General features: G+C 67.0%; 27 protein-coding genes and 1 other RNA gene. 21 read left to right on the top strand and 7 right to left on the bottom strand.

The genetic code is table 11. From position 1 onward, the window contains the following. Positions 1-29 precede the first annotated feature (29 nt). From AC1RJ5_RS12835 to AC1RJ5_RS12810, 6 genes are all read left to right on the top strand, one after another. Positions 30-605: a thymidine kinase gene (locus tag AC1RJ5_RS12835; protein ID WP_184162526.1), complete on the top strand. Its 576-nt coding sequence runs from the start codon at positions 30-32 to the stop codon at positions 603-605. A gap of 58 nt (positions 606-663) precedes the next feature. Continuing rightward, positions 664-1,071 (top strand): DUF6491 family protein, encoded by a 408-nt coding sequence (locus tag AC1RJ5_RS12830; protein ID WP_269573550.1) that lies wholly within the window; start codon positions 664-666, stop codon positions 1,069-1,071. 53 nt (positions 1,072-1,124) lie between these two features. Beyond that, the gene (truB, locus tag AC1RJ5_RS12825) at positions 1,125-2,015 is read left to right on the top strand and encodes a tRNA pseudouridine(55) synthase TruB (RefSeq protein ID WP_493113646.1); all 891 of its coding nucleotides are present in this window, start codon (positions 1,125-1,127) and stop codon (positions 2,013-2,015) included. A gap of 20 nt (positions 2,016-2,035) precedes the next feature. Further along, a complete protein-coding gene (gene rpsO, locus AC1RJ5_RS12820; RefSeq protein ID WP_116839282.1) occupies positions 2,036-2,305 on the top strand; it encodes a 30S ribosomal protein S15 in 270 nt (89 codons plus the stop codon). 174 nt (positions 2,306-2,479) lie between these two features. Further along, on the top strand, positions 2,480-4,825 hold the full coding sequence (gene pnp / locus AC1RJ5_RS12815; RefSeq protein WP_269573552.1) for a polyribonucleotide nucleotidyltransferase: 2,346 nt from the start codon (positions 2,480-2,482) through the stop codon (positions 4,823-4,825). 181 nt (positions 4,826-5,006) lie between these two features. Continuing rightward, positions 5,007-6,581: an outer membrane protein assembly factor BamB family protein gene (locus AC1RJ5_RS12810; RefSeq protein WP_493113643.1), complete on the top strand. Its 1,575-nt coding sequence runs from the start codon at positions 5,007-5,009 to the stop codon at positions 6,579-6,581. Positions 6,582-6,603: 22 nt separating this feature from the next. Here AC1RJ5_RS12810 and AC1RJ5_RS12805 read toward each other — a convergent pair whose 3' ends face one another. Beyond that, positions 6,604-7,518 (bottom strand): LysR family transcriptional regulator, encoded by a 915-nt coding sequence (locus tag AC1RJ5_RS12805; RefSeq protein ID WP_342250026.1) that lies wholly within the window; start codon positions 7,516-7,518, stop codon positions 6,604-6,606. A 184-nt stretch (positions 7,519-7,702) separates the two neighbouring features. Here AC1RJ5_RS12805 and AC1RJ5_RS12800 point away from each other — a divergent pair, with 184 nt between their 5' ends. The 3 genes from AC1RJ5_RS12800 to AC1RJ5_RS12790 are packed head-to-tail and all read left to right on the top strand — an operon-like array spanning position 7,703 to position 9,443. Next, positions 7,703-8,113: a (R)-mandelonitrile lyase gene (locus tag AC1RJ5_RS12800; RefSeq protein WP_493113640.1), complete on the top strand. Its 411-nt coding sequence runs from the start codon at positions 7,703-7,705 to the stop codon at positions 8,111-8,113. Continuing rightward, on the top strand, positions 8,113-8,337 hold the full coding sequence (locus AC1RJ5_RS12795) for a tautomerase family protein (RefSeq protein ID WP_269573555.1): 225 nt from the start codon (positions 8,113-8,115) through the stop codon (positions 8,335-8,337). Before AC1RJ5_RS12800 ends, AC1RJ5_RS12795 begins: the two co-directional genes overlap by 1 nt. Positions 8,338-8,375: 38 nt before the next feature. Continuing rightward, positions 8,376-9,443, top strand: a complete 1,068-nt coding sequence (locus AC1RJ5_RS12790; protein WP_269573556.1) for an NAD(P)-dependent alcohol dehydrogenase — start codon at positions 8,376-8,378, stop codon at positions 9,441-9,443. Here AC1RJ5_RS12790 and AC1RJ5_RS12785 read toward each other — a convergent pair. Next, on the bottom strand, positions 9,423-9,617 hold the full coding sequence (locus AC1RJ5_RS12785) for a hypothetical protein (protein ID WP_269573557.1): 195 nt from the start codon (positions 9,615-9,617) through the stop codon (positions 9,423-9,425). The genes AC1RJ5_RS12790 and AC1RJ5_RS12785 overlap by 21 nt on opposite strands. 133 nt (positions 9,618-9,750) lie before the next feature. Continuing rightward, positions 9,751-10,092: a transfer-messenger RNA gene (gene ssrA / locus AC1RJ5_RS12780) on the bottom strand. A 61-nt stretch (positions 10,093-10,153) separates the two neighbouring features. Between ssrA and AC1RJ5_RS12775 the strand changes: the two genes are divergently transcribed. Then, the gene (locus AC1RJ5_RS12775; RefSeq protein ID WP_269573558.1) at positions 10,154-10,585 is read left to right on the top strand and encodes an RrF2 family transcriptional regulator; all 432 of its coding nucleotides are present in this window, start codon (positions 10,154-10,156) and stop codon (positions 10,583-10,585) included. Here the strand turns inward: AC1RJ5_RS12775 and mscL are convergent. Next, positions 10,582-11,013, bottom strand: a complete 432-nt coding sequence (gene mscL, locus AC1RJ5_RS12770) for a large conductance mechanosensitive channel protein MscL (RefSeq protein WP_342250030.1) — start codon at positions 11,011-11,013, stop codon at positions 10,582-10,584. The genes AC1RJ5_RS12775 and mscL overlap by 4 nt on opposite strands. A gap of 160 nt (positions 11,014-11,173) precedes the next feature. Between mscL and AC1RJ5_RS12765 the strand changes: the two genes are divergently transcribed. The 5 genes from AC1RJ5_RS12765 (at position 11,174) to AC1RJ5_RS12745 (ending at position 14,393) form a co-directional block, all read left to right on the top strand. Beyond that, positions 11,174-11,755, top strand: a complete 582-nt coding sequence (locus tag AC1RJ5_RS12765) for a LemA family protein (RefSeq protein ID WP_269573560.1) — start codon at positions 11,174-11,176, stop codon at positions 11,753-11,755. Between the two features lie 134 nt (positions 11,756-11,889). Next, on the top strand, positions 11,890-12,333 hold the full coding sequence (locus AC1RJ5_RS12760) for a TPM domain-containing protein (RefSeq protein ID WP_269573561.1): 444 nt from the start codon (positions 11,890-11,892) through the stop codon (positions 12,331-12,333). Beyond that, positions 12,330-13,193, top strand: coding sequence for a TPM domain-containing protein (locus tag AC1RJ5_RS12755; RefSeq protein ID WP_493113636.1), 864 nt, complete (start codon positions 12,330-12,332; stop codon positions 13,191-13,193). The genes AC1RJ5_RS12760 and AC1RJ5_RS12755 overlap by 4 nt, the downstream gene beginning before the upstream one ends. Position 13,194: 1 nt before the next feature. Beyond that, positions 13,195-13,866, top strand: coding sequence for a TPM domain-containing protein (locus tag AC1RJ5_RS12750; RefSeq protein ID WP_493113634.1), 672 nt, complete (start codon positions 13,195-13,197; stop codon positions 13,864-13,866). A 5-nt stretch (positions 13,867-13,871) separates the two neighbouring features. Beyond that, positions 13,872-14,393 (top strand): NUDIX hydrolase, encoded by a 522-nt coding sequence (locus AC1RJ5_RS12745; protein WP_269576546.1) that lies wholly within the window; start codon positions 13,872-13,874, stop codon positions 14,391-14,393. Between the two features lie 117 nt (positions 14,394-14,510). Here AC1RJ5_RS12745 and AC1RJ5_RS12740 read toward each other — a convergent pair whose 3' ends face one another. Beyond that, positions 14,511-14,795, bottom strand: a complete 285-nt coding sequence (locus AC1RJ5_RS12740) for an ETC complex I subunit (RefSeq protein ID WP_269573564.1) — start codon at positions 14,793-14,795, stop codon at positions 14,511-14,513. Positions 14,796-14,806: 11 nt separating this feature from the next. After that, positions 14,807-17,236 (bottom strand): ATP-dependent helicase HrpB, encoded by a 2,430-nt coding sequence (gene hrpB / locus AC1RJ5_RS12735; RefSeq protein ID WP_493113631.1) that lies wholly within the window; start codon positions 17,234-17,236, stop codon positions 14,807-14,809. A 57-nt stretch (positions 17,237-17,293) separates the two neighbouring features. Here hrpB and AC1RJ5_RS12730 point away from each other — a divergent pair, with 57 nt between their 5' ends. After that, positions 17,294-17,506 carry a hypothetical protein gene (locus AC1RJ5_RS12730; RefSeq protein ID WP_269573566.1) on the top strand — a complete coding sequence of 71 codons (213 nt, stop codon included), beginning with the start codon at positions 17,294-17,296 and terminating at the stop codon, positions 17,504-17,506. A 43-nt stretch (positions 17,507-17,549) separates the two neighbouring features. Here AC1RJ5_RS12730 and AC1RJ5_RS12725 read toward each other — a convergent pair whose 3' ends face one another. Next, positions 17,550-18,563: a polyprenyl synthetase family protein gene (locus tag AC1RJ5_RS12725; RefSeq protein ID WP_269573567.1), complete on the bottom strand. Its 1,014-nt coding sequence runs from the start codon at positions 18,561-18,563 to the stop codon at positions 17,550-17,552. Positions 18,564-18,639: 76 nt separating this feature from the next. On the opposite strand from AC1RJ5_RS12725, the gene AC1RJ5_RS12720 reads away from it, so the two are divergent. From AC1RJ5_RS12720 to AC1RJ5_RS12700, 5 genes are all read left to right on the top strand, one after another. After that, the gene (locus AC1RJ5_RS12720) at positions 18,640-18,924 is read left to right on the top strand and encodes a chorismate mutase (RefSeq protein ID WP_184162469.1); all 285 of its coding nucleotides are present in this window, start codon (positions 18,640-18,642) and stop codon (positions 18,922-18,924) included. Further along, positions 18,921-19,628 (top strand): hypothetical protein, encoded by a 708-nt coding sequence (locus AC1RJ5_RS12715; protein ID WP_493113627.1) that lies wholly within the window; start codon positions 18,921-18,923, stop codon positions 19,626-19,628. The genes AC1RJ5_RS12720 and AC1RJ5_RS12715 overlap by 4 nt, the downstream gene beginning before the upstream one ends. Positions 19,629-19,640: 12 nt before the next feature. Continuing rightward, positions 19,641-20,762 (top strand): glycoside hydrolase family 130 protein, encoded by a 1,122-nt coding sequence (locus AC1RJ5_RS12710; RefSeq protein WP_493113625.1) that lies wholly within the window; start codon positions 19,641-19,643, stop codon positions 20,760-20,762. A gap of 109 nt (positions 20,763-20,871) precedes the next feature. Then, positions 20,872-22,437, top strand: a complete 1,566-nt coding sequence (locus AC1RJ5_RS12705) for an alpha-amylase family glycosyl hydrolase (protein ID WP_493113623.1) — start codon at positions 20,872-20,874, stop codon at positions 22,435-22,437. Then, entirely contained in the window at positions 22,434-23,441 is a 1,008-nt protein-coding gene (locus tag AC1RJ5_RS12700) for a glycosyltransferase family 4 protein (RefSeq protein WP_493113621.1), read from the top strand. Before AC1RJ5_RS12705 ends, AC1RJ5_RS12700 begins: the two co-directional genes overlap by 4 nt. Positions 23,442-23,452 lie beyond the last annotated feature (11 nt).

The raw sequence follows: 23,452 nt of genomic DNA, 5'->3' as shown, positions 1-23,452 counted from the left end.
GCGTGGCGACGGCGGGCGCAGATCGCCCCATGGCCAAGCTCTATTTCTACTATGCCTCGATGAACGCGGGCAAATCGACCACGCTGCTTCAGGCCGATTTCAACTATCGCGAGCGCGGCATGCGCACCCTGTTGTTCACCGCGGGCATCCATGATCGCGGCGGCAAGGGCGTGATCGATTCGCGGCTCGGCATCAGCGCCAGCGCGATCCCGTTCGAGGAAGATACCGATCTGCGCCGCATTGCCGAGGATGCGCATTACGAGGCGCCGCTCGCCTGCATCCTGGTCGACGAGTCGCAGTTCCTCTCGCCCATCCAGGTTCGCCAGCTCGCGCATCTCGCGGACGAGGTCGGCATCCCGGTGCTCTGCTATGGCCTGCGCACCGATTTCCAGGGGGCGCTGTTCCCCGGCTCGGCGGAGCTGCTCGCGCTCGCGGACTCGCTGGTCGAGATCAAGTCGGTCTGCGAATGCGGGCGCAAGGCGATCATGAACCTGCGCGTCGATGGCGAAGGCAACGCGGTGCGGCAGGGCGAGCAGCGCGAGGTGGGGGGCAATGAGCGCTATGTGGCGCTGTGCCGCCGCCACTTCATGCAGCGTACAGCCTAAGTATTATACAAGCGCGGCAAGGAGCGCCCCATCTCGTTCTCCGCAAAGGAGAAGATCCATGTTTCGCAAGACCGTTATCGCCTGTGCCCTGCCGCTGATGTTCGCCGCCACCGCCGCCTCGGCCCAGCAATCGGGCCCGACGCCCGGGCCCAAGTCGGGCGAGCAGGCCTCTATCCCGTTCTTCACCCGGAGCGACATCCGCACCTTCGATGCCACCGATAGCGGCGACGGCGTCTATATCCAGGATGCCCGGCGCAACTGGTATTACGTCTCGTTCTTCGGTCGCTGCAACAACCTGCCCTTCGCGATCGGCGTCGGCTTCAAGACCTTCCCGGGCGCCTCGCAGATCGATCGCGGCGACACGATCTTCGCGGGGCGCGAGCGCTGCCAGATCGCCAATATCGTGCACAGCGGACCGCCGCCGGTGAAGGCGAAGAAAGCGAAGAAGGCCAAGCCGGCAGCCTGATACCGGCCCTGTGATGCTGGCTCTGCGCCCGCGGCTCCGCTAGGGCGCCGCGGATGCATGGCTGGATCATTCTCGACAAACCTTTGGGCCTTGGCTCGACCCAGGGCGTGAGCGCCGTCAAGCGCGCGCTGCGCGACGGCAAGTACGGCAAGTTCAAGGTCGGCCATGGCGGCACGCTCGATCCGCTGGCGACCGGGGTACTGCCGATCGCGCTGGGCGAGGCGACCAAGCTGGCCGGGCGGATGCTCGACAGCGACAAGGTGTACGACTTTACGATCGGGTTCGGCGTGCAGACCGACACGCTCGATCTGGAAGGCAAGGCGATCGCGACCAGCGATGTCCGCCCTACGCGCGACGCCGTGATGGCCGTGCTGCCTCAATTCACCGGGGCAATCGAGCAAGTGCCACCAGCCTATTCGGCGCTGAAGGTGGATGGCGCGCGCGCCTATGATCTCGCCCGCAAGGGTGAGGACGTCGAACTGGCGACCCGTGCGGTGACGGTCCACCAGCTTGCTCTGATGCCCGCTTATCAAGGCCCGCTGGACCAAGCCACGCTCACCGCCCATGTCTCCAAGGGCACCTATATCCGCAGCCTCGCGCGTGACATTGCGCTGGCGCTCGGCACGGTCGGCCATGTCACCATGCTGCGCCGGGTGAAGGCCGGTCCCTTCACCCTGGAGTCCGCGATTTCGCTGGACAAACTGGACGAAGCCGCTAAGGGCCGCTCCCTTGAACAACTTCTCCTGCCATTGAGGGCGGGGCTGGACGACATCCCGGCTCTATCCCTCACCCCCGACCAGGCAGGGCTGCTCCGACAGGGGCGGGTTCTGGCCGGGATCGCCAAGGAAGACGGCCAATATTTCGCGTGCCTGGGGGATACCCCGATCGCGCTGGTGGAGGCTCTATCCGGTGAAATCCGGGTCGTCCGCGGCTTCAATATCTAAGCGATGTCGAAGGAAAGACTATGTCGATCACTGCAGAGCGCAAGGAAGCGCTGATCAAGGAACACGCACGCGGCGGCACCGACACCGGCAGCCCCGAAGTGCAGATCGCGATCCTCTCGGAGCGCATCGCCAACCTGACCGAGCACTTCAAGACGCACGCCAAGGACAACCATTCGCGTCGCGGCCTGCTCATGCTGGTCAACAAGCGCCGTAGCCTCCTCGACTATCTGAAGAAGAAGGACGAGGGTCGCTACACCGACCTCATCGCGAAGCTCGGTCTTCGCAAGTAACCGGAAAGGCGGCCTTCGGGTCGCCTTTTTGTCATCCCGGCAGGCTAGTGCCGGCGTCAGGCTCCCACGCAGCGGAGCAGACGGGGGATCGGCAATTCGGCCAGTCCCACGAGCCACGTACGGCTCTCTCCATAGGCCCCCGCTGCATCGGGCAGCGGGTGTGAAGGAAAAACAATGTTCGACAAGAAGACTGTATCGATCGAGTGGGGCGGCAAGACGCTGACTCTCGAAACGGGCAAGGTTGCCCGCCAGGCTGACGGCGCCGTGATGGCGACCCTCGGCGAAACCGTGGTTCTCTGCGCGGTGACCGCCGCCAAGAGCGTGAAGGAAGGCCAGGACTTCTTCCCGCTGACCGTCCACTATCAGGAAAAGTTCTCGGCCGCCGGCCGTATCCCGGGTGGCTTCTTCAAGCGCGAGCGCGGCGCCACCGAGAAGGAGACTTTGGTCTCGCGTCTCATCGACCGCCCGATCCGCCCGCTGTTCCCGGAAGGCTTCTACAACGAGATCAACGCCATCGCTCAGGTCCTGAGCTATGACGGCGAGAACGAGCCGGACATCCTCGCGATGGTCGCCGCTTCGGCAGCGCTCACCATCTCGGGCGTGCCGTTCATGGGCCCGATCGGCGCCGCGCGCGTCGGCTATGTCGACGGCGAGTACATCCTGAACCCGACCGACGAGCAGGTCGCCGCCGGCGATCTCGATCTCGTCGTCGCCGCTACCTATGACGCGGTGATGATGGTCGAATCGGAAGCCAAGGAGCTTTCGGAAGAGATCATGCTCGGTGCCGTGCTGTTCGCGCACGACGCGTGCCGCGAAGTCGTCAAGGCGATCATCAAGCTCGCCGAGCAGGCCGCCAAGGATCCCTGGGAAATCGCGTCGTCGAACGACAACGCCAAGCTCAAGGACTCGATCAAGAAGCTGGTCGGCAAGGACATCGCGGCCGCCTACAAGCTGACCGACAAGTCGGCCCGCTCGAACGCCCTCAACGAGGCGCGTGCGAAGGCGAAGGCGAAGTTCGCCGAGGACGGCCTCTCGCCCCAGGAAGTCATGGCCGGCATCAAGCTGACCAAGAAGCTGGAAGCCGAGATCGTCCGCACCGCCATCCTCAAGGACGGCAAGCGCATCGACGGCCGCACCACCACGCAGATCCGCCCGATCGAGGCGGAGACGCATTTCCTCCCGCGTGCGCACGGCTCGGCCCTGTTCACCCGCGGCGAGACCCAGACCATCGCCACCGCGACCCTGGGCACCAAGGACGCCGAGCAGATGATCGACGGCCTGGGTGGCCTGTCGTACCAGAACTTCATGCTGCACTATAACTTCCCGCCCTATTCGGTCGGCGAAGTGGGCCGCTTCGGTGCCCCGGGCCGCCGCGAAGTCGGTCACGGCAAGCTCGCCTGGCGCGCGCTGCATCCGGTGCTGCCGACCAAGGAAGAGTTCCCCTACACGATCCGCCTGACCAGCGACATCACCGAGTCGAACGGCTCGTCGTCGATGGCGTCGGTCTGCGGCGGCAGCCTCGCGATGATGGACGCCGGCGTGCCGATCAAGCGTCCGGTCTCGGGCATCGCCATGGGCCTGATCCTCGAGGGCAAGGACTTCGCGATCCTGTCGGACATCCTGGGTGACGAAGATCACCTCGGCGACATGGACTTCAAGGTGGCGGGCACGTCCGAAGGCATCACCACGATGCAGATGGACATCAAGATCGCCGGCATCACCAAGGAGATCTTCGAAGCCGCGCTGAACCAGGCCAAGGACGGTCGCGCCCACATCCTGGGCGAGATGAACAAGGCGCTGTCGGCAACCCGTTCGGAGCTCTCGGCGCACGCACCGCGCATCGAGACCTTCACGATCGACAAGTCGAAGATCCGTGACGTGATCGGTACCGGCGGCAAGGTGATCCGCGAGATCGTCGCCACCACCGGCGCCAAGGTCGACATCGACGACGAGGGCGTGATCAAGGTCTCGTCGAGCGACGTCTCGCAGATCGAAGCCGCGATCAACTGGATCAAGGGCATCGTCGAAGAGGCGGAAGTCGGCAAGATCTACACCGGCAAGGTCGTCAACCTCGTCGATTTCGGCGCCTTCGTGAACTTCATGGGCGGCAAGGACGGTCTCGTCCACGTCTCGGAGATCAAGAACGAGCGCGTCGAGAAGGTCTCGGACGCCCTGTCGGAAGGCCAGGAAGTCAAGGTCAAGGTCCTCGAGATCGATCCGCGCGGCAAGGTTCGCCTGTCGATGCGCGTCGTCGACCAGGAGACCGGCGAAGAGCTGGAAGACACCCGTCCGGCCCGCGAACCGCGCGAGCCGCGCGGCGATCGTGGCGACCGCGGTGACCGTCGTCGCGATGGTGGCCGTGGCGGCGATCGTGGTCCGCGTCGCGAAGGCGGCGACCGGGATCGCGGTCCGCGCGGTGACCGGGGCGATCGCGGCCCGCGCCGCGAGCGCTCGGAGTCGAAGGACGAAGGCGGCGAGGACATCGGCCTGCCGGCGTTCCTCACCGGCGCCGACGACTGATCGTCCGGGGAAACCCGAAAAGCATGAGAGGGGCTCGCGGCAACGCGGGCCCTTTTCTTTGCCCGGGTGATTTCACCGAATCGGGATAATCCCTTTTCTCAGTGCCTTGTTGAACACTCCTCAGCCTGTCACATCCGCGGTGCCGATGGCACGGGGTGGCGCGGCAAAGAGGGGGATTTCCATGCGCAAGTTGATGCCGTTCGGCGGGATGTTGTTGCTCGCCGGCTGTTCAGGCGGGGGTGGTGGCACGGGCGGCAGTGTCTCGACGCCGACTCCCACACCCGTCCCGACCCTGGCGGTCACGCTCGACAAGGCGACGCAGAGCCAGACGGCAATCGAGAGCGACAGCCGGGCGAGCTTCTCCTTCGTCGCCACCTATAGCGGCACCGCGAGTACGGCGATCTATCCCCGGATCAGCTTCGACGACAAACTGCTGTCGCAGGACGGCGATATCGTCCAGTCGGGCAAGAGCTACACGGTCTCGCTGAAGAGCCTTGCCGGCCTCAGCGCGGAGACGCGCAGCGGCGATGTCACCTTCCGGCTCTGCCGCGACACGGCGTGCGCGGAGGTATATCCCGGCTCCACCCAGACCTTCCGCTACACGCTCGACGTCAAGCTCAACGATTGGGAGATGTTCCAGCGCTCGGCCGGGCACACCGCCTATGTCCATGCCAGCTTCGATCCGGCCAAGTTCGCGAAACTGTGGGACAAGAGCTTTGCCGATGCCGGCAGCTTCCGCCCGGTATCGACCAAGGGCGGCACGATCTTCCTGACGCGCAAGGCGAGCGCGGGCACGAGCGTTTGCGCGCTCGACAGCGCCACCGGCGCGCAGCGCTGGGCCTATGACCTGGGCCCGATCTCCGACGGCAGCGGCCCGACGGTGAGCGGCGACCAGCTGCAGGTCGTCACCATGTTCACTTCTTCCGGCGAGAATCGGATTGTCACGCTCACGGCCGCGAACGGCCAGTTCGTGCGCAACATGCTGTTCGCCTCGCAATGGTCGGTCTTCGCCCAGCCCACCGCGGTCGGGCGCGAACTGTATCTGGCATCCGGCTATTACGGCAACGTCGTCTACAGCTACAATCTCGACAACGGCGTCACCCGCTGGACGGCGAACGGCGTGTCCGGGAAGGTTTGGGACGGCGCCACGCCCGCGGCCGACGACCAGTATGTCTATTATTACTCGGGCAGCCTCGACGTCTATCGCCGCTCGGATGGCGCGCTGGTCAAGAGCATCGCCGATCCCTTCTGGGTGTGGAACGGCTATTCCTATGCCGGCGGCCCGATCCTGGGCGCGCGCAAGAACGCGATCGCCTATTCGGGCACGGGAATGGGCATCTATCCCATTTCCTTCCCGCTGGTCAGCTACGACATCGAGGGCGGCAAGATCGCCTGGCGTACCGCCGGCACTTACAGCAACGCGCCGGCGCCGGCGCTGGCGAAGGGGGTATTGTTCGCCGCGAGCAATCCGCGCGGGCAGCTGGACGCGATCGGCGAGGAGGATGGCGCGGTCCGCTGGTCCTGGCCGGTTCCGGCAGGCGAGACGTTCCTCGGCAATATCCTTGTCACCGACAATCTCGTCCTCTTCTCCACCTCCGCGAAGGTCTATGCGGTGTCGCTCGACACGCATGCCACCGTCTGGTCGGCACCTACGCCGGGCACGCTGGCGATCGGCGCGGAGGGGCGGCTGATCGTGACGCCGATCCTCAACGGCACGGCGCCCGGGGGCACGATCACGGCCTATTCGCTGCGTTGATGCAAGGGGAGGCGGAGCCCGGTCAGCCTGACCGGGCCTCGCGCCCCGGGCGCCAGCGCAGTGCCTCGACGATCGCCGCGAAGGCCGGCGTCGGCTGGCGTCGGCTGGGATAATAGAGATGGTAGCCGGCAAAGGGCGGCGACCAGTCTTCCAGCACCGCCTCCAGCCGGCCATCGGCCAGCGCGTCGCGTACCAGGTCTTCCATCAGGTACGAAAGGCCAAAGCCCTCCAGCGTGGCATCGCGGATGTGGAAGATGCTGTTGAAGATCAGCTGGCCGCTGACCCGGACCCGCTGCTCGCGGCGATTGCGCTCGAACTCCCAGGCGTAAAGCCCGCCCAGCGTCGGCAGGCGCAGGTTGATGCAATTATGCTCGGCGAGGTCCTGCGGGGTCTGCGGGCGGCCATGTTTCGCAAGATAGCCCGGGGTCGCCACCACCAGCATCCGCACCGGCGGGCCGATCGGCACGGCGATCATGTCCTTGTCGATGATGTCGCCCAGCCGCACGCCCGCATCGAACTTCTCGGCGACCAGGTCGACCAGCCGGTAATCGGTCTCGATCTCGACATGGATGTCGGGGTGCTCGGCCAGCACGCCGCGCAGCCGTGGCCACAGCACGGTCTGCAGCGAGAATTCGTCGGCGGTGATCCGGATATTGCCCGCCGGCCGATCGCGCAGGTCGTTGAGCGCGGTCACATGCGTGGCGATTTCGTCGAGATGGAAGGCGACGGTGCGCAGCATCCGCTCGCCCGCCTCGGTCGGCGTCACGCTGCGGGTGGTGCGGTTGAGCAGCCGCACGCCCAGCCGCTCCTCGAGGGAACGCATGCAATGGCTGAGCGCGGACGGGGTGACGCCCAGCTGCGCCGCGGCACGCGTGAAGCTGCGCTCGCGCGCCACCGCGACGAAGGCCGAGAGATCGGCAAGGTCCTGACGATTCATTGCTGAAAAATACTCATAAGCGCGTTCATATTATAGCCCCTAATCGGCTGAGCGCTCGCACCCCATTTCTGCGCACATCAGGGAAAAGGGGTGATCGCATGAAACGGCTGGTCCTGGCTGCGGCATCGCTCCTTCCCGTCTTCCCCGCCTGCGTCCAGCAGGCGCCCAGGCACAGGAGCAGCAGATGCGCATTCAGCGGAACGGCAGCCAGCCGTCGCAAAAAGGGCCCGCCGACTGGTTCACCGGTTCGGTGCGGATCGACCCGCTCACCATCGCCGAGGATCCCCGCTTCGGCGTCGCCAGCGTCACCTTCGAGCCCGGCGCTCGCACCGCCTGGCACACCCACCCGCTCGGCCAGACGCTGATCGTCACCGCCGGGCTCGGCTGGACCCAGTGCGAGGGCGAGGCCGTGGTCGAGATCCGTCCCGGCGACGTGATCTGGTGCCCGCCCGGCCATCGCCACTGGCATGGCGCCAGCCCGGGCAGCGCGATGACGCATATCGCCATCCAGGAATCGCTGGACGGCAAGATGGTCGAGTGGTTCGAGCATGTCCCGGACGCCGTTTATCTCGCCGGCCCGGCCGGGGCGCGCTGATGCCGCATGTCACGCTCCGGCTCGCCTCGGGCCGTTCCGACGCGGACAAGCAGCGCCTCGCCGATGCGCTGGCCGAGGCCGTCACCGCCGCGATCGGATCGCCGCCGGAGAGCATCTCGGTGGCGATCGAGGATGTCGCGACGGGCGACTGGCCTGCCTTCTACCGAAGCGAGATCGCTGCCCATCCCGAGCTGCTGTTCAAGCCGCCCGGCTACACGCTCTGACTCCCCTGAACCCCGATACCAAGCAACAGAGGACCAACATGACCACCCAAGCAAAGGCCTATGCCGCCCAGTCGGCGAGCACCCCGCTCGCGCCCTTCACCTTCGAGCGCCGCGACCTGCTGGCCGATGACGTCTCGATCGACATCCTGTTCTGCGGCGTCTGCCATTCGGACCTGCACACCGCGCGCAGCGAATGGGACGGCACGATCTTCCCCTGCGTGCCCGGCCACGAGATCGTCGGCCGCGTCAGCGCCATCGGCAGCGAGGTCAGCAAGTTCGCGGTCGGCGACCTGGTCGGCGTCGGCTGCATGGTCGACAGCTGCGGCCATTGCCCGTCCTGCCAGGAGAGCGAGGAGCAGTTCTGCGAGACCACCGGTTTCGTCGGCACCTATAACGGCCCGGACGCGCATCTCGGCGGCCACACCTTTGGCGGCTATTCCGATCATATCGTCGTGAAGGAAGGCTTCGTCCTCAAGGTCAGCCATGACGAGAAGGACCTGGCCGCGGTCGCGCCGTTGCTCTGCGCCGGCATCACCACCTATTCGCCGCTGCGCCACTGGAATGCGGGACCGGGCAAGAAGGTCGGCATCGTCGGCATCGGCGGCCTTGGTCACATGGGGATCAAGATCGCCGCGGCGATGGGCGCGCATGTCGTCGCCTTCACCACCTCGCCCGCCAAGATCGAGGACGCGAAGAAGCTCGGCGCGCATGAAGTGATCGTCTCGCGCAACGCGGACGAGATGGCTGCGCACGCCAACAGCTTCGATTTCATCCTCGATACGGTGGCGGCAAGCCATGACCTCGATGCGCTGACCGGCCTGCTCAAGCGGGACGGCACGCTCACCCTGGTCGGCGTGCCCGAGCATGCGCACCCGTCGCCGAACGTCTTCAACCTGGTGTTCAAGCGCCGCTCGATCGCCGGCTCGCTGATCGGCGGCATCGCCGAGACGCAGGAGATGCTCGATTTCTGCCACCAGCACGGGCTGACCGCCGACATCGAGATGATCCGCATGGACGAGATCGAGACGGCTTACGACCGGATGGTGAAGAGCGACGTGAAGTACCGCTTCGTCATCGACATGGCGTCACTGAAGCAGGAAGGCTGAGGGCGCCAGCCGGCGTCCTCCCCCGGAGCCGGCGCGACGGCGCCGGCTGCCGGCCACCGGCGCCGTGGCTTCCCTGCGGGGAAGCCGCGGCGGCCGCGCACCCTCGGCGACCATCGCCGAGGCGATCACCCCGAAGGCGATCAGTGCCGTCACTTTGTGGGTCTGCCGGTCCATGCGCGCACGAAACCATGCGCGGCGCGCGCGCGACATTCGGGAGATCGCCGTTCCGGGATCGCCCTTGCGGCATTTCGCTTAAGTAAAATGGGAAAGTGGGGAGCTTCTGTTGCCCGGTGCTCCCCGTACCGCTGGAATCCCCTTCTGTTGCCCGGTGGGGTCCAACCGCGCATTTTAGAGTAACCTTAAGCCGTTAGGCCTTGGGGTTACGCCGCAATAGCGAGTGCTTCGTTATCGTTGGCACTTGTGTAATGGACCGTCACAGTGGCCCACGCTGAGAGATAGATAGCGCTTTTCAACACACGTCGATCCTAGTTCGGCCCCGTCAGCAACTGCCTTGAGCAGGTAGCTGGTGGTGGAGCCGCCGGGTACCGCCCCCGGGTCCGCTGCGCCTATTGCACGCCTTCGTTTATCCCCATAGCCGACCGAAGCCGGCAGGACCCATATAGGGGCGGGATTCATTAATGAAAAGGTCAGGCGGGATGTCCTAAGGTCTTCACAGTGCCGCAAACTATTGGCATGGACGTTTTGAACCGATGTTGACCCAGCGTTCCCGCTACGCCCTTCGTGCGATGCTCTATCTGGCCGGACAGCCCATTGCGGGTGCGCCAACGCCGATGAACCGCATCGCCACCGAAGCGAATGTGCCGCGCAAGTTCCTTGAGCTGATCCTGGCCGATCTGCGCGAGGCGGGCTTCCTCACGTCCACGCGCGGCAAGGCGGGTGGCTATCGCCTGGCACGCGCCAAGCACCTGATCTCGCTCGGCGAGATCATCCGGGTGATCGAGGGGCCGCTGGCGCTGGTCCCCTGCGTCAGCCGCACTGCCTATCGCCCGTGCAATGACTGCAAGGACGAGGCGAGCTGCGCGATCCGCCACGCGATGGCGCGGGTGCGGGACGAGACCGCGCGTATCCTCGACGGCACCAGCCTTGCGGATGCCACCGCCGAGGATCTTGCCGCGGCCTAGGCCGCGTTCTTCTTCTTCAGCTCGTCGCGGATCTCGCGCAGCAGCGTCACGTCCGCCGGTTCGGCGGCGGCGGCTTCCTCCGGCTTCGGGATCACGCGGTTCACCGCGCGCACCAGCAGGAAGATGATGAAGGCGACGATCACGAAATTGACCGCCGCGGTGATGAACGCGCCATAGCCGAACAGCGGCACGCCGGCCTTTTTCAGCGCGGCATAGTCGGTCGATCCGGTCAGCGCGGCGGGGATCGGCCCCAGCGCGATGAAGTAGCTCGAGAAATCGAGCCCGCCGAAGATCTTGCCGATCAGCGGCATCAGCAGATCGTCGGTCAGCGAGCTGACGATCTTGCTGAACGCGGCGCCGATGATGACCGCCACGGCCAGATCGAGCACGTTGCCGCGCGAAATGAACGCCTTGAATTCCTTGAACATCGCTTCGGCTCCCAACCCCTGCCGCCAGCGCGCGGCATCTTTGCCATGAAGCACGCTTGTGGAGCTTGCGCAAACCGCCTGCGTTTCCGATTTAGCTTTCGAACCGAGGTGTTGCCACTGTATAAGACACTTCGAACCCGATCCGGAGGATCCTGACGTGATGAAGTTTCGTGCCCTTCTTGCTCTTGCCGGCGCCGCCCTGCTCGCAGGCTGCGGCCTCAACAGCGTGCCCACCGCCGAAGAGAATGCGAAGGCGCGCTGGGCCGATGTGCAGGCCAATTATCAGCGGCGCGCGGATACCATTCCCGCGTTGGTCAACACCGTGAAGGGCGCCGCTGCGTCCGAAGGCAAGATCCTGAACGATGTGGTCTCGGCGCGCGCCAAGGCGACCCAGATCCAGGTGACTGGCGACGACCTCACCGACGAGAACAAGATGTCGGCGTATAACCAGGCCCAGGCCGGTCTGACCCTGTCGCTCCAGCGCCTGCAGGAAGCCTATCCGCAGCTGCAGAGCCAGGGTAACTTCAAGACGCTGATGGACCAGATCGAAGGCAGCAACAATCGCATCACCATCGCGGTGCGTGACTACAACGCCGCGGTGCAGGCCTATAACACCCGCATCCGCACCTTCCCCGACGCGATCGGCGCCAAGATCTTCTACGGCGCCAAGCCGATCGTGCCCTTCAAGGCCGAGGCGGGTGCGGAGAGAATGCCCGACGTCAGCTTCGGGAACAGCAACTGATCCTGCGGGCGCTTCTCCTCTGCGGTGCGCTGGCGGCCTGCAAGCCGCTCGCGCACGATCCGCATGCCGTTGCGGCGGGATGCACGCCGGCGGCGGAGACGACGCCCGTCGCCGGTGCGGTCAAAGGGGCGGCGGTGCCCAATGCGCGGCCCGCCCCCGCCGGCTATGATTTTCCGGCGCTGACCGGCCGGGTGGTCGATTCCGCCAACCTGCTTTCGGTAAGCGAACGGCGGCGGCTTTCGAACCAGTTGGTCGATGCCGAGAAGAAGTCGAAGCATCAGTTCGTGGTGGTCACGGTCAAGAGCCTCGGCGGGCACCAGATCGCCGATTATGGCGTGAACCTGGGCCGCACCTGGGGCATCGGCCGCAAATGCTTCAACGACGGGGTGCTGCTGATCGTGGCGCCCAATGAGCGCAAGGTCCGGATCGAAGTCGGCACCGGCCTCGAAAAGGCACTGCGCGACGAGGAAGCGGGCGCGATCATCCGCGACGACATCCTGCCGCGCTTCAAGGAAGGCAAGTTCGCCGACGGCATCTTCGCCGGCAGCGAAGCCATCATTCGCGAGATCACTGAATGAGTCTGTTGCGTAGCCTGCTCGCATTGCTGCTGGTCCTGGTGCCGCTCTCGGCACAGGCGCAGCCGGTTTTCCCCAAGCTCTCCGGCCGGGTGGTCGACGAGGCGCATCTGCTCTCGCCCGCCCAGGTCGCCCAGCTCAACCAGCTCTCCGAGGACGTCCAGAAGGCCTCGACCCGGCAGTTCGTCGTCGCGACCATTCCCGATCTCCAGGGCTATGACATCCAGGATTACGGCTATCAGCTCGGCCGTGCCTGGGGGATCGGCCAGAAGGACGCCAATAACGGCATCCTGCTGATCGTCGCTCCCAATGAGCGCAAGGTCCGGATCGAGGTCGGCTACGGGCTCGAGCCGATCATGACCGATGGCCTGTCCAGCCAGATCATCAACGAGAAGATCATCCCCCGCTTCAAGCAGAACGACATGGCCGGCGGCATCGTCGCCGGCGCGCAGGCGATCGCCGAGCAGATGAAGCTGCCTCTCGAGGCCGCCGAGCAGCGTGCCCAGCAGAGCCAGGCCAAGGTCAGCGAGACCGCCAAGCGCCGCCAAGGCAATGGCGGCGGCTTCCCGATCGGGCTGATCTTCTGGGGCATCATCCTGCTGTTCGTGATCCTGCCGATGCTCGGGCTCGGCCGGCGCAAGCGGCGCGGCCCCTGGGGGCCGCGCTACCGCAGCGACGACAGCGGCGCGCTGCCGATCATCCTCTGGTCGATCGCCAACGAGATCGGCCACCAGGCCAGCCGTGGCGGCGGTGGCTGGGGCGGTGGCGGCGGCAGCGACTGGGGCGGCGGTGGCGGCGGCGGCGGTGGCTTCTCCGGCGGCGGCGGATCGTTCGGGGGCGGCGGCGCCTCGGGGAGCTGGTGAGATGCGATTGACCGATCAGGACCGCATGGCGGTCACCCAGGCCGTAACCGCCGCCGAGCTGACCACCAATGGCGAGATCGTCACGGTCGTCGCCGGGCGCTCGGATCCCTATCACGACGTCGCGCTGCACTGGGCGGTGCTGGCGATGCTGCTCGTCCTGGCGCTGCTCGCCTGGCAGCCCTGGCCGGCCGAATGGCTCCATTCGCGCTTCATCGACAGCTGGGCGCAGACCGTGCCGGCGCGCTGGTACCTCACCATCGCGCTGATCCTGATGGCGGTCACCTTCCTGGTCGCCCGCGTCGTGCTGGCGCTCGACGCGCTCCGCCTGTTCCTCACGCCGTCGGCGACCAAGAACCGTCGCGTCCACCGCCGCGCGCTCGAACTGTTCCGCGCCGCCGCCGAGAAGCGCACCCGCGGCTCGACCGGCGTGCTGCTCTATCTCAGCCTTGCCGAGCACCGCGCCGAGATCATCGCCGACGAGGCGATCCACTCGAAAGTCACGCCCGACGTCTGGGGCGCAGCGATGGCGGCGTTGCTCAAGGGCGTGAAGGCGGACAAGGCCGGTGATGGCATGGCCGAGGCCGTCCACCAGATCGGGCTGGTGCTCGCCGAGCATTTCCCGCGCAGCGAGGACGATGTGAACGAACTTCCCGACCGGGTGATCGAACTGTGAGCGACATGGAAGAAGAGATTGCCTGGGCCGGCAAGTGGATCACCGCCAAGCGCCGCGGCAAATGGGAATATGTCTCGCGCGCCAAGGGTATCCGCGCCGCGGTGATCGTCGCGATCGACGCCGACGACCATGTCCTGCTTGTCGACCAGTTTCGCGTGCCGCTCGGCAAGCGCTGCCTCGAGCTCCCCGCCGGCCTTGTCGGTGATGAGGCCGGCCGCGAGAATGACAGTCCCTTCGAGGCTGCCCGCCGCGAGCTGATCGAGGAAACCGGCTATGACAGCGCGGAGATCGAGGACCTGGGCGAGTATTTCTCCTCGCCCGGCCTGGTCAGCGAGAGCTTCACTTTGGTCCGCGCGCGCGGACTGACCAAGGTCGGCGAAGGCGGCGGGCTGGAGGATGAGGACATCATCGTCCACCGCGTGCCGCTGGCGGGGCTCCCCGATTTCGTCGCGAAGAAGCGCGCCGAGGGGTTGGCGATCGATGTGAAGCTGTTGCTGTTGCTGTCGGGCGCGCTGCTCGGCATCTGACCTTCGTCATGCTGAACTTGTTTCAGCATCCAAGGTCCCACCAGCGATACCGCCTGGGGAGAGTTGGACCCTGAAACAAGTTCAGGGTGACGAAGTGCGGTGGAAGCGGTGAAGCGCTTACCGGAAGTTGTCCGCGTACGCCTGGAGCTTCAGCTTGCGCTCCGGCGCCGGCACCACATGGAAGGCCAGGCCTTCGCGCTCGGCATAGGCGGTGGCGGCTTCCAGCGTCTCGAAGCTCAGGCGCAGCTGGGTCGCGGTCGCGTCGCCGCCGGTCCAGCCGGTCAGCGGATCGGCCTTTTGCTGGCGGACCGGCTCGAACTCGAGGATCCAGCTGGTCGTGCGCGCACGGCCGGACTGCATGGCGTTCTTGGGCTTCTGAAAAATGCGAGCGGTCTTGGTCATGGTCATTTCCCTTAGCGCGGGCCGGCGGCCCTTGCATCTGCCTTTTTCGTCCTGAGCGTCGCCGATGCCGCGGCGGGATCCTCGGGCCAGGGATGGCGCGGATAACGGCCACGCATCTCCTTGGCGACCGCGGCCCAGCTGCCTTTCCAGAAGCCCGGCAGGTCGCGCGTCGTCTGGATCGGCCGGCCGGCCGGAGAGGTGAGGCTCAGCACCAGCGGCGTGCCGTCGCCGAGCACCGGATGCGTGTCGAGCCCGTACAGCGCCTGCACCCGCACCTCCACCGTCGGCCCGCCCTCGGCGGCATAGTCGATCGCATAGGTCGAGCCCTCGGGCGTCTCGAAGCGGGCGGGGGCAAGCCGGTCGAGCGCCTTCTGCCCGTCCCAGCCGAGCAGATTATTCAGCGCATTGGTCAGCCCCTCGACCGCATCCAGCCGCCGCTTGCCGCTGAGCAGGCCGGGCAGCCAGTCGTCCAGCTCGGCGAGCAGCCGCGCGTCGGACAGCGAATCATTGCCGGCATAGGCGGCGCGGGTGCGCAGCGCCTGGGCGGTGTCCGACCAGGGCAGCAGCGCCAGCCCATGCTCGCGTACGCCTTCCAGCAGCGCCTTCTCGATCTCTGCCGGGCTTGCCGCCGAATCGGGCCCGCTCGACAGCCGGATCGCCCCGAGCCTGCGTTCGCGCAGCGCCTCGATCCGCCCGGTCGCGGGATCGAAGCGGACGCTGCGCCGCGTTTCGATCCGATCGGCGAACAGCGATTCGACTTCGGCCGGATCGATCGGCGCGGCGGAGAGGATGCGCGCGCCCGCCGCCATGCCCTGCGTCTCCGCCACCGCCAGCCATTCGGCGCGGGCGAGCGAGGAGGTCGGGTCGAGCTTGAACCCGCGCCCGCCGGCCGAAGCCCAGGTCTCGCCGCTCGCATCGCGCCGCTTGGCGATCCGATCGGGAAAGGCGAGGGCGACGCAGGCGGCGGGATCGCCGATCCCGTCATCGCCCACCAGCTTTGCCCAACGCTGCGCCAGCCGTCGGGCATTCTCCGCCCGCGGCCCGCGCTCGCTTCGCCAGCGGCGCAGGCGAAGCTCGAGATCGGCGTCATTGCCGCCCAGCCCGCGCTCGCCGAGCAGCACCGCGATCTGCGCCGCCGTCCCCGCCATGCCGCGCTCGGCGGCGCGGACCAGCATATGGCCGAGCCGGGGTGGCAGCGGCAGCCCGGCGATCGCCTTGCCATGGGCGGTCGGGCGGCCGGCTTCGTCGAGCGCTTCCAGCGTCCCCAGCCGCTTGCGCGCTTCGGAGACGGCAGCCTCGGGCGGCGGATCGAGCCAGTTGAGGTCGCGCGGATCGCTCACCCCCCACAGTGCGCAATCGAGCACCAACGCCGAGAGATCGGCTTCCAGTATCTCGGGCGGATCGAAGCGCGGCAGGCCGGCGGTCGCCGCTTCTTCCCACAGCCGATAGGCGACACCCGGCCCCTGGCGCGCGGCGCGGCCGGCGCGCTGGGTGACCGATGCCTGGCTCGCCCGCTCGGTGACCAGCCGGGTCATCCCCGCCGCCCGATCATAGCGCGGCCGCCGCGCCAGCCCCGAATCGACCACCACCCGGATGCCGTCGAGCGTCAGCGAGGTCTCGGCGATCGAGGTGGCCAGCACGATCTTGCGGCGCCCCTGTGGATCGGGCGCGATCGCGGCGCGCTGGGCGCCCGGCTCAAGGCTGCCGTGCAACCTGTGCACCACCGTACCGGGCACTTCGCCGATCCGCTCCGCGGTCCGCTCGATCTCGGCGACGCCGGGCAGGAAGGCGAGCACGCCGCCTTCGGCCTCGCGCAGCGCGAGCCGACAAGCCGCCGCCATCGAATCCTCGATCCGCGCCTCCGCCGCGCGGCCGATATGGCGCAACTCCAGCGGCCAGCTCCGCCCCTCGCTCTCGACAACCGGCGCATCGCCCATCAATCCCGAGAAGCGCGTGCCGTCGAGCGTTGCCGACATCGCCACCAGCCGCAAATCGGGGCGCAGTGCCGCCTGTGCGTCGAGCGCCAGCGCCAGGCCGAAATCGCTGTCGAGGCTGCGCTCATGGACTTCGTCGAACAGCACGGCGGAAACCCCCGCGAGTTCGGGATCGGCCTGTATGCGATTGACGAAGATGCCCTCGGTCACGACCGTCACCCGCGTCGCGGCCGATCGCTTGCTGTCCATCCGCGTCGCGTAGCCGAAGGTCTGGCCGACATTCTCGCCCGCGAGCGCCGCCATCCGCTCGCCCGCCGCCCGCGCTGCGAGCCGGCGCGGGGAGAGCAGCAGCACTTCGCCGGTGCACCAGTCCTCGCCAATCAGTGCCGGCGCCACCGCCGTGGTCTTGCCCGCGCCCGGCGGGGCGACCAGCACGGCATTGCTCCCGCCGCGCAGCGCGGCGAGCAGATCGGGCAATACGGCGTGGATCGGCAGCAAATCGTTCATGAGCGCTGCAACCATTTCCCCAAGCCGGTGTTACGCGCAAGCGAAGGAGGACCGGACATGGCGCGAACCCTGGCTCAATTTTCGATCACCGCCGATGGCGACGGCGATTACACGCTGCATCTCGAGGATGATGACGGCGAGACGCTGGAGTTCACCGCCAGCGAGGAGCAGCTCGACCTAATCGTCGAGGCGATCGAGGAAGTGCTCGATGCCGACGAGGACGATCTTCTGGACGACGACGAGGATGAAGACGAGGACGTCGAGGAATAGTCTTCGTCACCCCGGGCCGGGGTCCCGCTGCCGTGCCCTGGAATCAATACGCCCGGGCGACCGCGAACTCGACCGCTTCGACCATCGCATCCTTGGCGGTGCCATTGGCGAAGATGCCCAGCGAATCGATCGCGCGCTGGCCGTAATGGCGGGCGCGGGCGAGCGTATCGTCCACCGAGCGGCTCGCCTGCACCAGCTTGATCGCCTCGGCGAAGTCGGCATCCGAATTGCGGTGGCCCGCGATCGCATCCTTCCAGAAGGCGCGTGCCGCCTCGTCGCCGCGCGCATAGGCGAGGATCACCGGCAGGGTCATCTTGCCTTCGCGGAAGTCGTCGCCGGCGTCCTTGCCCATCGTGCCCGCGTCCGAGACATAGTCGATCGCGTCGTCGACCAGCTGGAAGGCGATGCCCAGGTTGCGGCCATAGGCGTCGAGCGCCAGTTCCTCGGCTTCCGAGCGCTCGGCGACCACTGCGGCGATGCGGCAGGCGGCGGCGAACAGCGCGGCGGTCTTGGCGCCGATGATGTCGAGATAGCGTTCCTCGCCCAGGTCGAGCCGGCGCACCGCGGTGAGCTGGTTGACTTCGCCCTCGGCGATCACGGCACTGGCGTTGCTGAGGATGTGCAGCGCCTTCAGGCTCTCGCTCTCGACCATCAGCTCGAACGACTTGCTGAACAGGAAGTCGCCGACCAGCACGCTGGCCGGGTTGCCCCAGATGATGTTGGCGGTGCGGCGGCCACGGCGCAGGTCCGAGCTGTCGACGACATCGTCGTGCAGCAGCGTCGCGGTGTGGATGAACTCCACCGCGGCGGCGAGCCGGTGGTGGCGGGTGCCCGGATAGTTGAGCAGGCGCGCCGCCGCGAGCGTCAGCATCGGCCGCATCCGCTTGCCGCCGCCGGCGATCAGATGGCCGGCCAGCTCCGGAATCAGCGGGATCTCGGACTGCATGCGATCGAGGATCACTGCGTTCACGAGGTTCATGTCCTGGGCGACGAGCGCCATCATCGGATCGAGCGAGGGGGCGGGGCCGCCGCCAAGGCGATGGATGGTAGCGCTCATGGGCCAAGCCTCTGGCGGGTGCGGCGCACAAAGGCAAGACTTGCGTGACCTTACGTCCTGCGCAAAGAGGATGGCGATGTCCGACGAGACCCTCAACCGCTACCGCCAGAGCATCGACAATATCGATGCCGCGCTCGTGTTCCTGCTCGCCGAGCGCTTCAAGGTCACCCAGGCGGTGGGGCGCTACAAGGCGGAATCGGGCCTGCCGCCCGCCGATCCCGGCCGCGAGGACCGCCAGATCGCCCGGCTGCGCGAGCTCGCCAAGACGGCGGACCTCGATCCGGAATTCTCCGAGAAGTTCCTGCGCTTCATCATCGACGAAGTGATCCGCCACCACGAGCAGCTCCGGGACGAGAAATGAGGCGGGCCGCCGCGCTCCTGCTGCCGGCGCTGGTGCTGGCGGGCTGCGGCGGCAACCAGGCGCAGAAGCCGGCGCCGTCTCCCTCGCCGAGCGCCAGCCCCACGCCCGCGCTCGATCCCGCCGCGCGGCTTGCGGCCGCGGTCAAGGCGTCCTTCCCCGAAGGCGTCAACCAGGGCCCGGTCACCTTTGACGACAACAAGCTGGTCGATACTGGCTTCGGCCCGGTGCTGGTCAGCCACGGCCATGTCCGCGATCCCGCGCATGTCGATGCCGGCACGATCGCGGTCCATTATCTCGATGCGGACGGCACCGGCTTCAAGGTGCGCAAGGCCTATCCCAAGGCGGCGGAGAGCGGCAGCTTCGGCGACCTCGCCGAATGGTCGGTCAGCGACAAGTTCCTCGACCGGCCGGTGGTCTATGTCGAGGGTGGCGGCACCTGGCAGGGATACACGTGCAGCTTCACCACGCTCGTCGCGCTCAACCCGGAGGGGCCGAAGGAAGTGGCCTCCTTCCAGTCCGTCTATGACAATGGCGGCGCGGTCGAGGACAATGCCCAGTCGGTCCGGGGCAAGATCGGGGCGATCCGAAAGGGTATCGATTTCACCGTGAAGTTCGAGGGAACCCGATCCTTCGCCGAGCGATACGTCTGGAGAGATGGCAAGTACCAGCGCGAAGGCGGGGAAAGCCAGGTTCCATCCTGTTGAGGGGGTAGAGACGTGGCGGCGGACGATGATTTCCTGATCTTCCGCCCCGACGATGTCGACCTGTCCCGCTCCCCGCTGCGCAAGGGCGTGGCCGAGCCGACCCATGTCCTCGGCGCCTTCAATCCCGGCTTCGCGCGCCTGCCCAACGGTAACCTGCTGCTGATGGTCCGCGTGGCGGAAGCGCTGCGCGATCCGGTCGATGGCGAGCATGCCCGGGCGGTGCGCTGGACGCCTTCGGGCTATGTCCTCGATCGCCACGCCGTGGCGGGCATCCAGATGGACGACCCGCGCCAGTTCGCGCTCAAGGACCGCAACCCGCGCCTGCTCGGCCTCACCTCGCTCTCCTGGCTGCTTCCCGTCGAGCTGAGCAAGGACGCGAGCAAGATCGTGAAGATCCATTACGACAAGGCGATCGAGCCCTCGGCGTCGTTCCTCGACTACGGCGTCGAGGATGCCCGGATCAGCCTGGTCGGCGGCAGCTGGTGGATGACCGTGTGCGGCGTCTCCGCCGAGCGCCACTGCACCGCGATGTACCACTCGGTGAACGGGCTCGACTACAAGCTGCTCGGCGTGGTGCTCGATCACCAGAACAAGGACATGATCCTGTTCGAGGGCAAGCCAGGCGGCAAGTACATGGCGCTCACCCGCCCGCTTGGCGAAGTCTATTTCGCCTATCCAGAGGACTCCCCCTGGCTCGGCGGCCCCTCGATCAACATGGCGCAGTCGCCCGATGGCCTGCATTGGAAGCCGCTCGACACGCCCGGCATCCGCGCGCGCAAGGGGACCAGCTCCACCCAGCGGATCGGCGGGGGCAGCCAGCCGGTGCTCACGCCGCAGGGCTGGATGCTGATCTATCACGGCGTCGAGAAGCAGGGCGCGGTCGGCGTCTATCGCAGCTTCTGGGCGCTGCTCGACAAGGACGATCCCTCGCGCATCCTCCGCCTCGAGGACGAGACCCCGCTGATCGAGGCCAACCCGGCACTCACCGATCCGATCGCGCACCAGCTCTATCTGCCCACCCCCGTGGTGTTCACCACCGGCGTGGCCGACGCCGGCGACCATTATATCGCGGCCAGCGGCGAGGCCGATCTCGCCTGCCGCATCACCCGCCTGTCGAAGGAGCGGTTCCAGTGAGCTGGCCTTTCTGCTCCCCGGCGAAAGCCGGGGCCCAGGGTTTCTCCGCCGTGTCGCCTGTGGCCCTGGACCCCGGCTTTCGCCGGGGAACAAGAGGGAGTCTCTCCGCATGACCGAATGGTGGAAATCCGCCGTAATCTACCAGATCTATCCGCGCTCCTTCCAGGACACGAACGGCGACGGCATCGGCGATTTGCAGGGGATCGAGCGCCGCCTCGACGACCTCAAGGCGCTGGGGATCGACGCGATCTGGATCTCCCCGATCTTCCCCTCGCCGATGGCCGATTTCGGCTATGACGTCGCCGACTATTGCGGGATCGACCCGCGCTTCGGCACCCTGGCGGACTTCGACGCGCTGCTCGCAGCCGCGCACGAACGCGGCATCCGCCTGCTGCTCGATCTCGTCCCCAACCACACCTCGGACCAGCACCCCTGGTTCCAGGAGAGCCGCTCCGCCCAGGACGATCCCCGGCGCGACTGGTATATCTGGCGCGATGCCAGGCCCGACGGCTCGCCGCCCAACAACTGGATCAGCGATTTCGGCGGCTCGGCCTGGGAGTGGGACGAAGCCACCGGCCAATATTATTACCACGCCTTCCTCAAGGAGCAGCCCGACCTCAACTGGCGCAACCCGGCGGTGCGCTCGGCTATGCTGGACGTGCTGCGCTTCTGGTTCGAGCGCGGCGTCGACGGCTTCCGCATCGATGTGCTGTGGCACATGGTCAAGCATGTCGACCTGCCCGACAATCCGGTGAACCTCGACTGGGCGCCCGGCCAGGCCGATTACACCCGCGTCCACCAGCTTCACTCGACCGACCAGCCCGAAGTCCATGGCATCGCCGGCGAGATGCGCGCGATCGCCGACGAATATGGCGCCCGCGTCCTGATCGGCGAGATCTACCTGCCGGTGCCGAAACTGGTCGGCTATTACGGCACGCCCGAGCAGCCCGGCGTCCACCTCCCCTTCAACTTCCAGCTGATCGGCGCCGAGTGGAACGCGCCCGGCCTGGCGAAGATGATCGCCGACTATGAAGCCGCGCTGCCGGCGGAGGGCTGGCCCAACTGGGTGCTCGGCAATCACGACCGCCCGCGCATCGCCACCCGCGTCGGCGCGGAGCAGGCCCGCGTCGCGATGATGCTGCTCCTCACCCTGCGTGGCACGCCCACGCTTTATTATGGCGACGAGATCGGCATGGAGGATGGCGAAATCCCCGCGCACCTGGTGCAGGACCCGCGCGAGATCCGCGATCCCGGCATCGGGCTCGGCCGCGATCCGGTGCGCACGCCGATGGCCTGGGACGCGACCACGAACGCCGGCTTCAGCCCCGCCGACCCCTGGCTGCCGCTCCACCCCGACTGGATCGCCCGCAACGTCGAGGCGCAGCGCGGCGACCCCGCCTCGCTATGGCGCCTGACCCAGAAGCTCCTCTTCCTTCGCCACGAACACCGCGCACTCGCGCTCGGCGACTACCACCCGGTCGATGCCGGCGGCGACCTGCTCGCCTTCGAGCGGCGCTACGCGCATGACCGGCTGCTGGTCGTGCTCAACCTCGGCGACACGCCCCAGGGCTTCGCCATCCCCGAATGGGCCGAGGACTTCACCGTGCTCGCCTCCGCGCGCGGCGGCCACGACCCCGCGCTGCTCTCCCCGAACGAAGGCTATATCCTGGGATGAAGATCGCGATGCTGGCGCCGATCGCGTGGCGCACGCCGCCGCGCCATTACGGCCCCTGGGAACTGGTGACGAGCCTGCTGACCGAGGCTTTGGTCGCGCGCGGGATCGACGTGACCCTGTTCGCCACCCGGGACTCGATCACCGCCGGCACGCTCGATGGCGTGGTGCCGATGGGCTATGAGGAGAGCCCCGACATCGACGCCAAGGTCTGGGAGTACGCGCATCAGTCGCACCTCTTCGCCCAGGCGGACCGATTCGACCTGATCCACAATCAGGCCGATTTCCCGGCCCATGCCTATGCCCCGCTGATCGACACGCCGATGGTGACGACGATCCACGGCTTCTCCTCGGATCGCATCCTGCCGATGTACAAGCCGTTCGAGGACCGCGTGCACTTTGTCGCGATCAGCAACGCCGATCGCCACCCGGCCTTGCGCTACGCCGACACCATCCACCACGGCATCCGGCTGGAGGAATTCCCCTTCGAGCCCGAGGATGGCGAGGACCTGCTGTTCTTCGGCCGCATGCACCCGGACAAGGGCGCCGCCGAAGCGATCCAGCTCGCCCGCGCCACCGGGCGGCGGCTGAACCTCTACGGCATCATCCAGGATCAGGGCTATTTCGACCGCGAAGTCGCGCCCTTCCTCGACGAGCGCATTGCCTATCACGGCCCCGTCGGCGGAGCGGAGCGCCTGCGCGCGCTGGGCAAGGCGCAGGCGCTGCTCCACCTGATCAACTTCGACGAGCCCTTCGGCCTGTCGGTGATCGAGGCGATGGCGTGCGGCACGCCGGTAATCGCGATCAATCGCGGCAGCATGCCCGAGCTGATCGTCGATGGTGAGACGGGCTTCCTGGTCGATTCGGTAGGCGAGGCGATCGCCGCGCTGGGGCAGGTGGAGGGCATCGACCGCACCGCCTGCCGCGCGCGGGTGGCGGCGCATTTCTCGGTCGAGGCGATGGCGGAGAACTATATCCGGCTCTACCGCCGCATCCTGGGCGCCTGACACTCCTCCCC

It is taken from the genome of Sphingomonas sp. GW822-FHT03G08 (genome assembly GCF_058801135.1).
The sequence above is the reverse complement of the archived record's forward strand: the minus strand, read 5'-3'. Positions and strand labels throughout refer to the sequence as shown.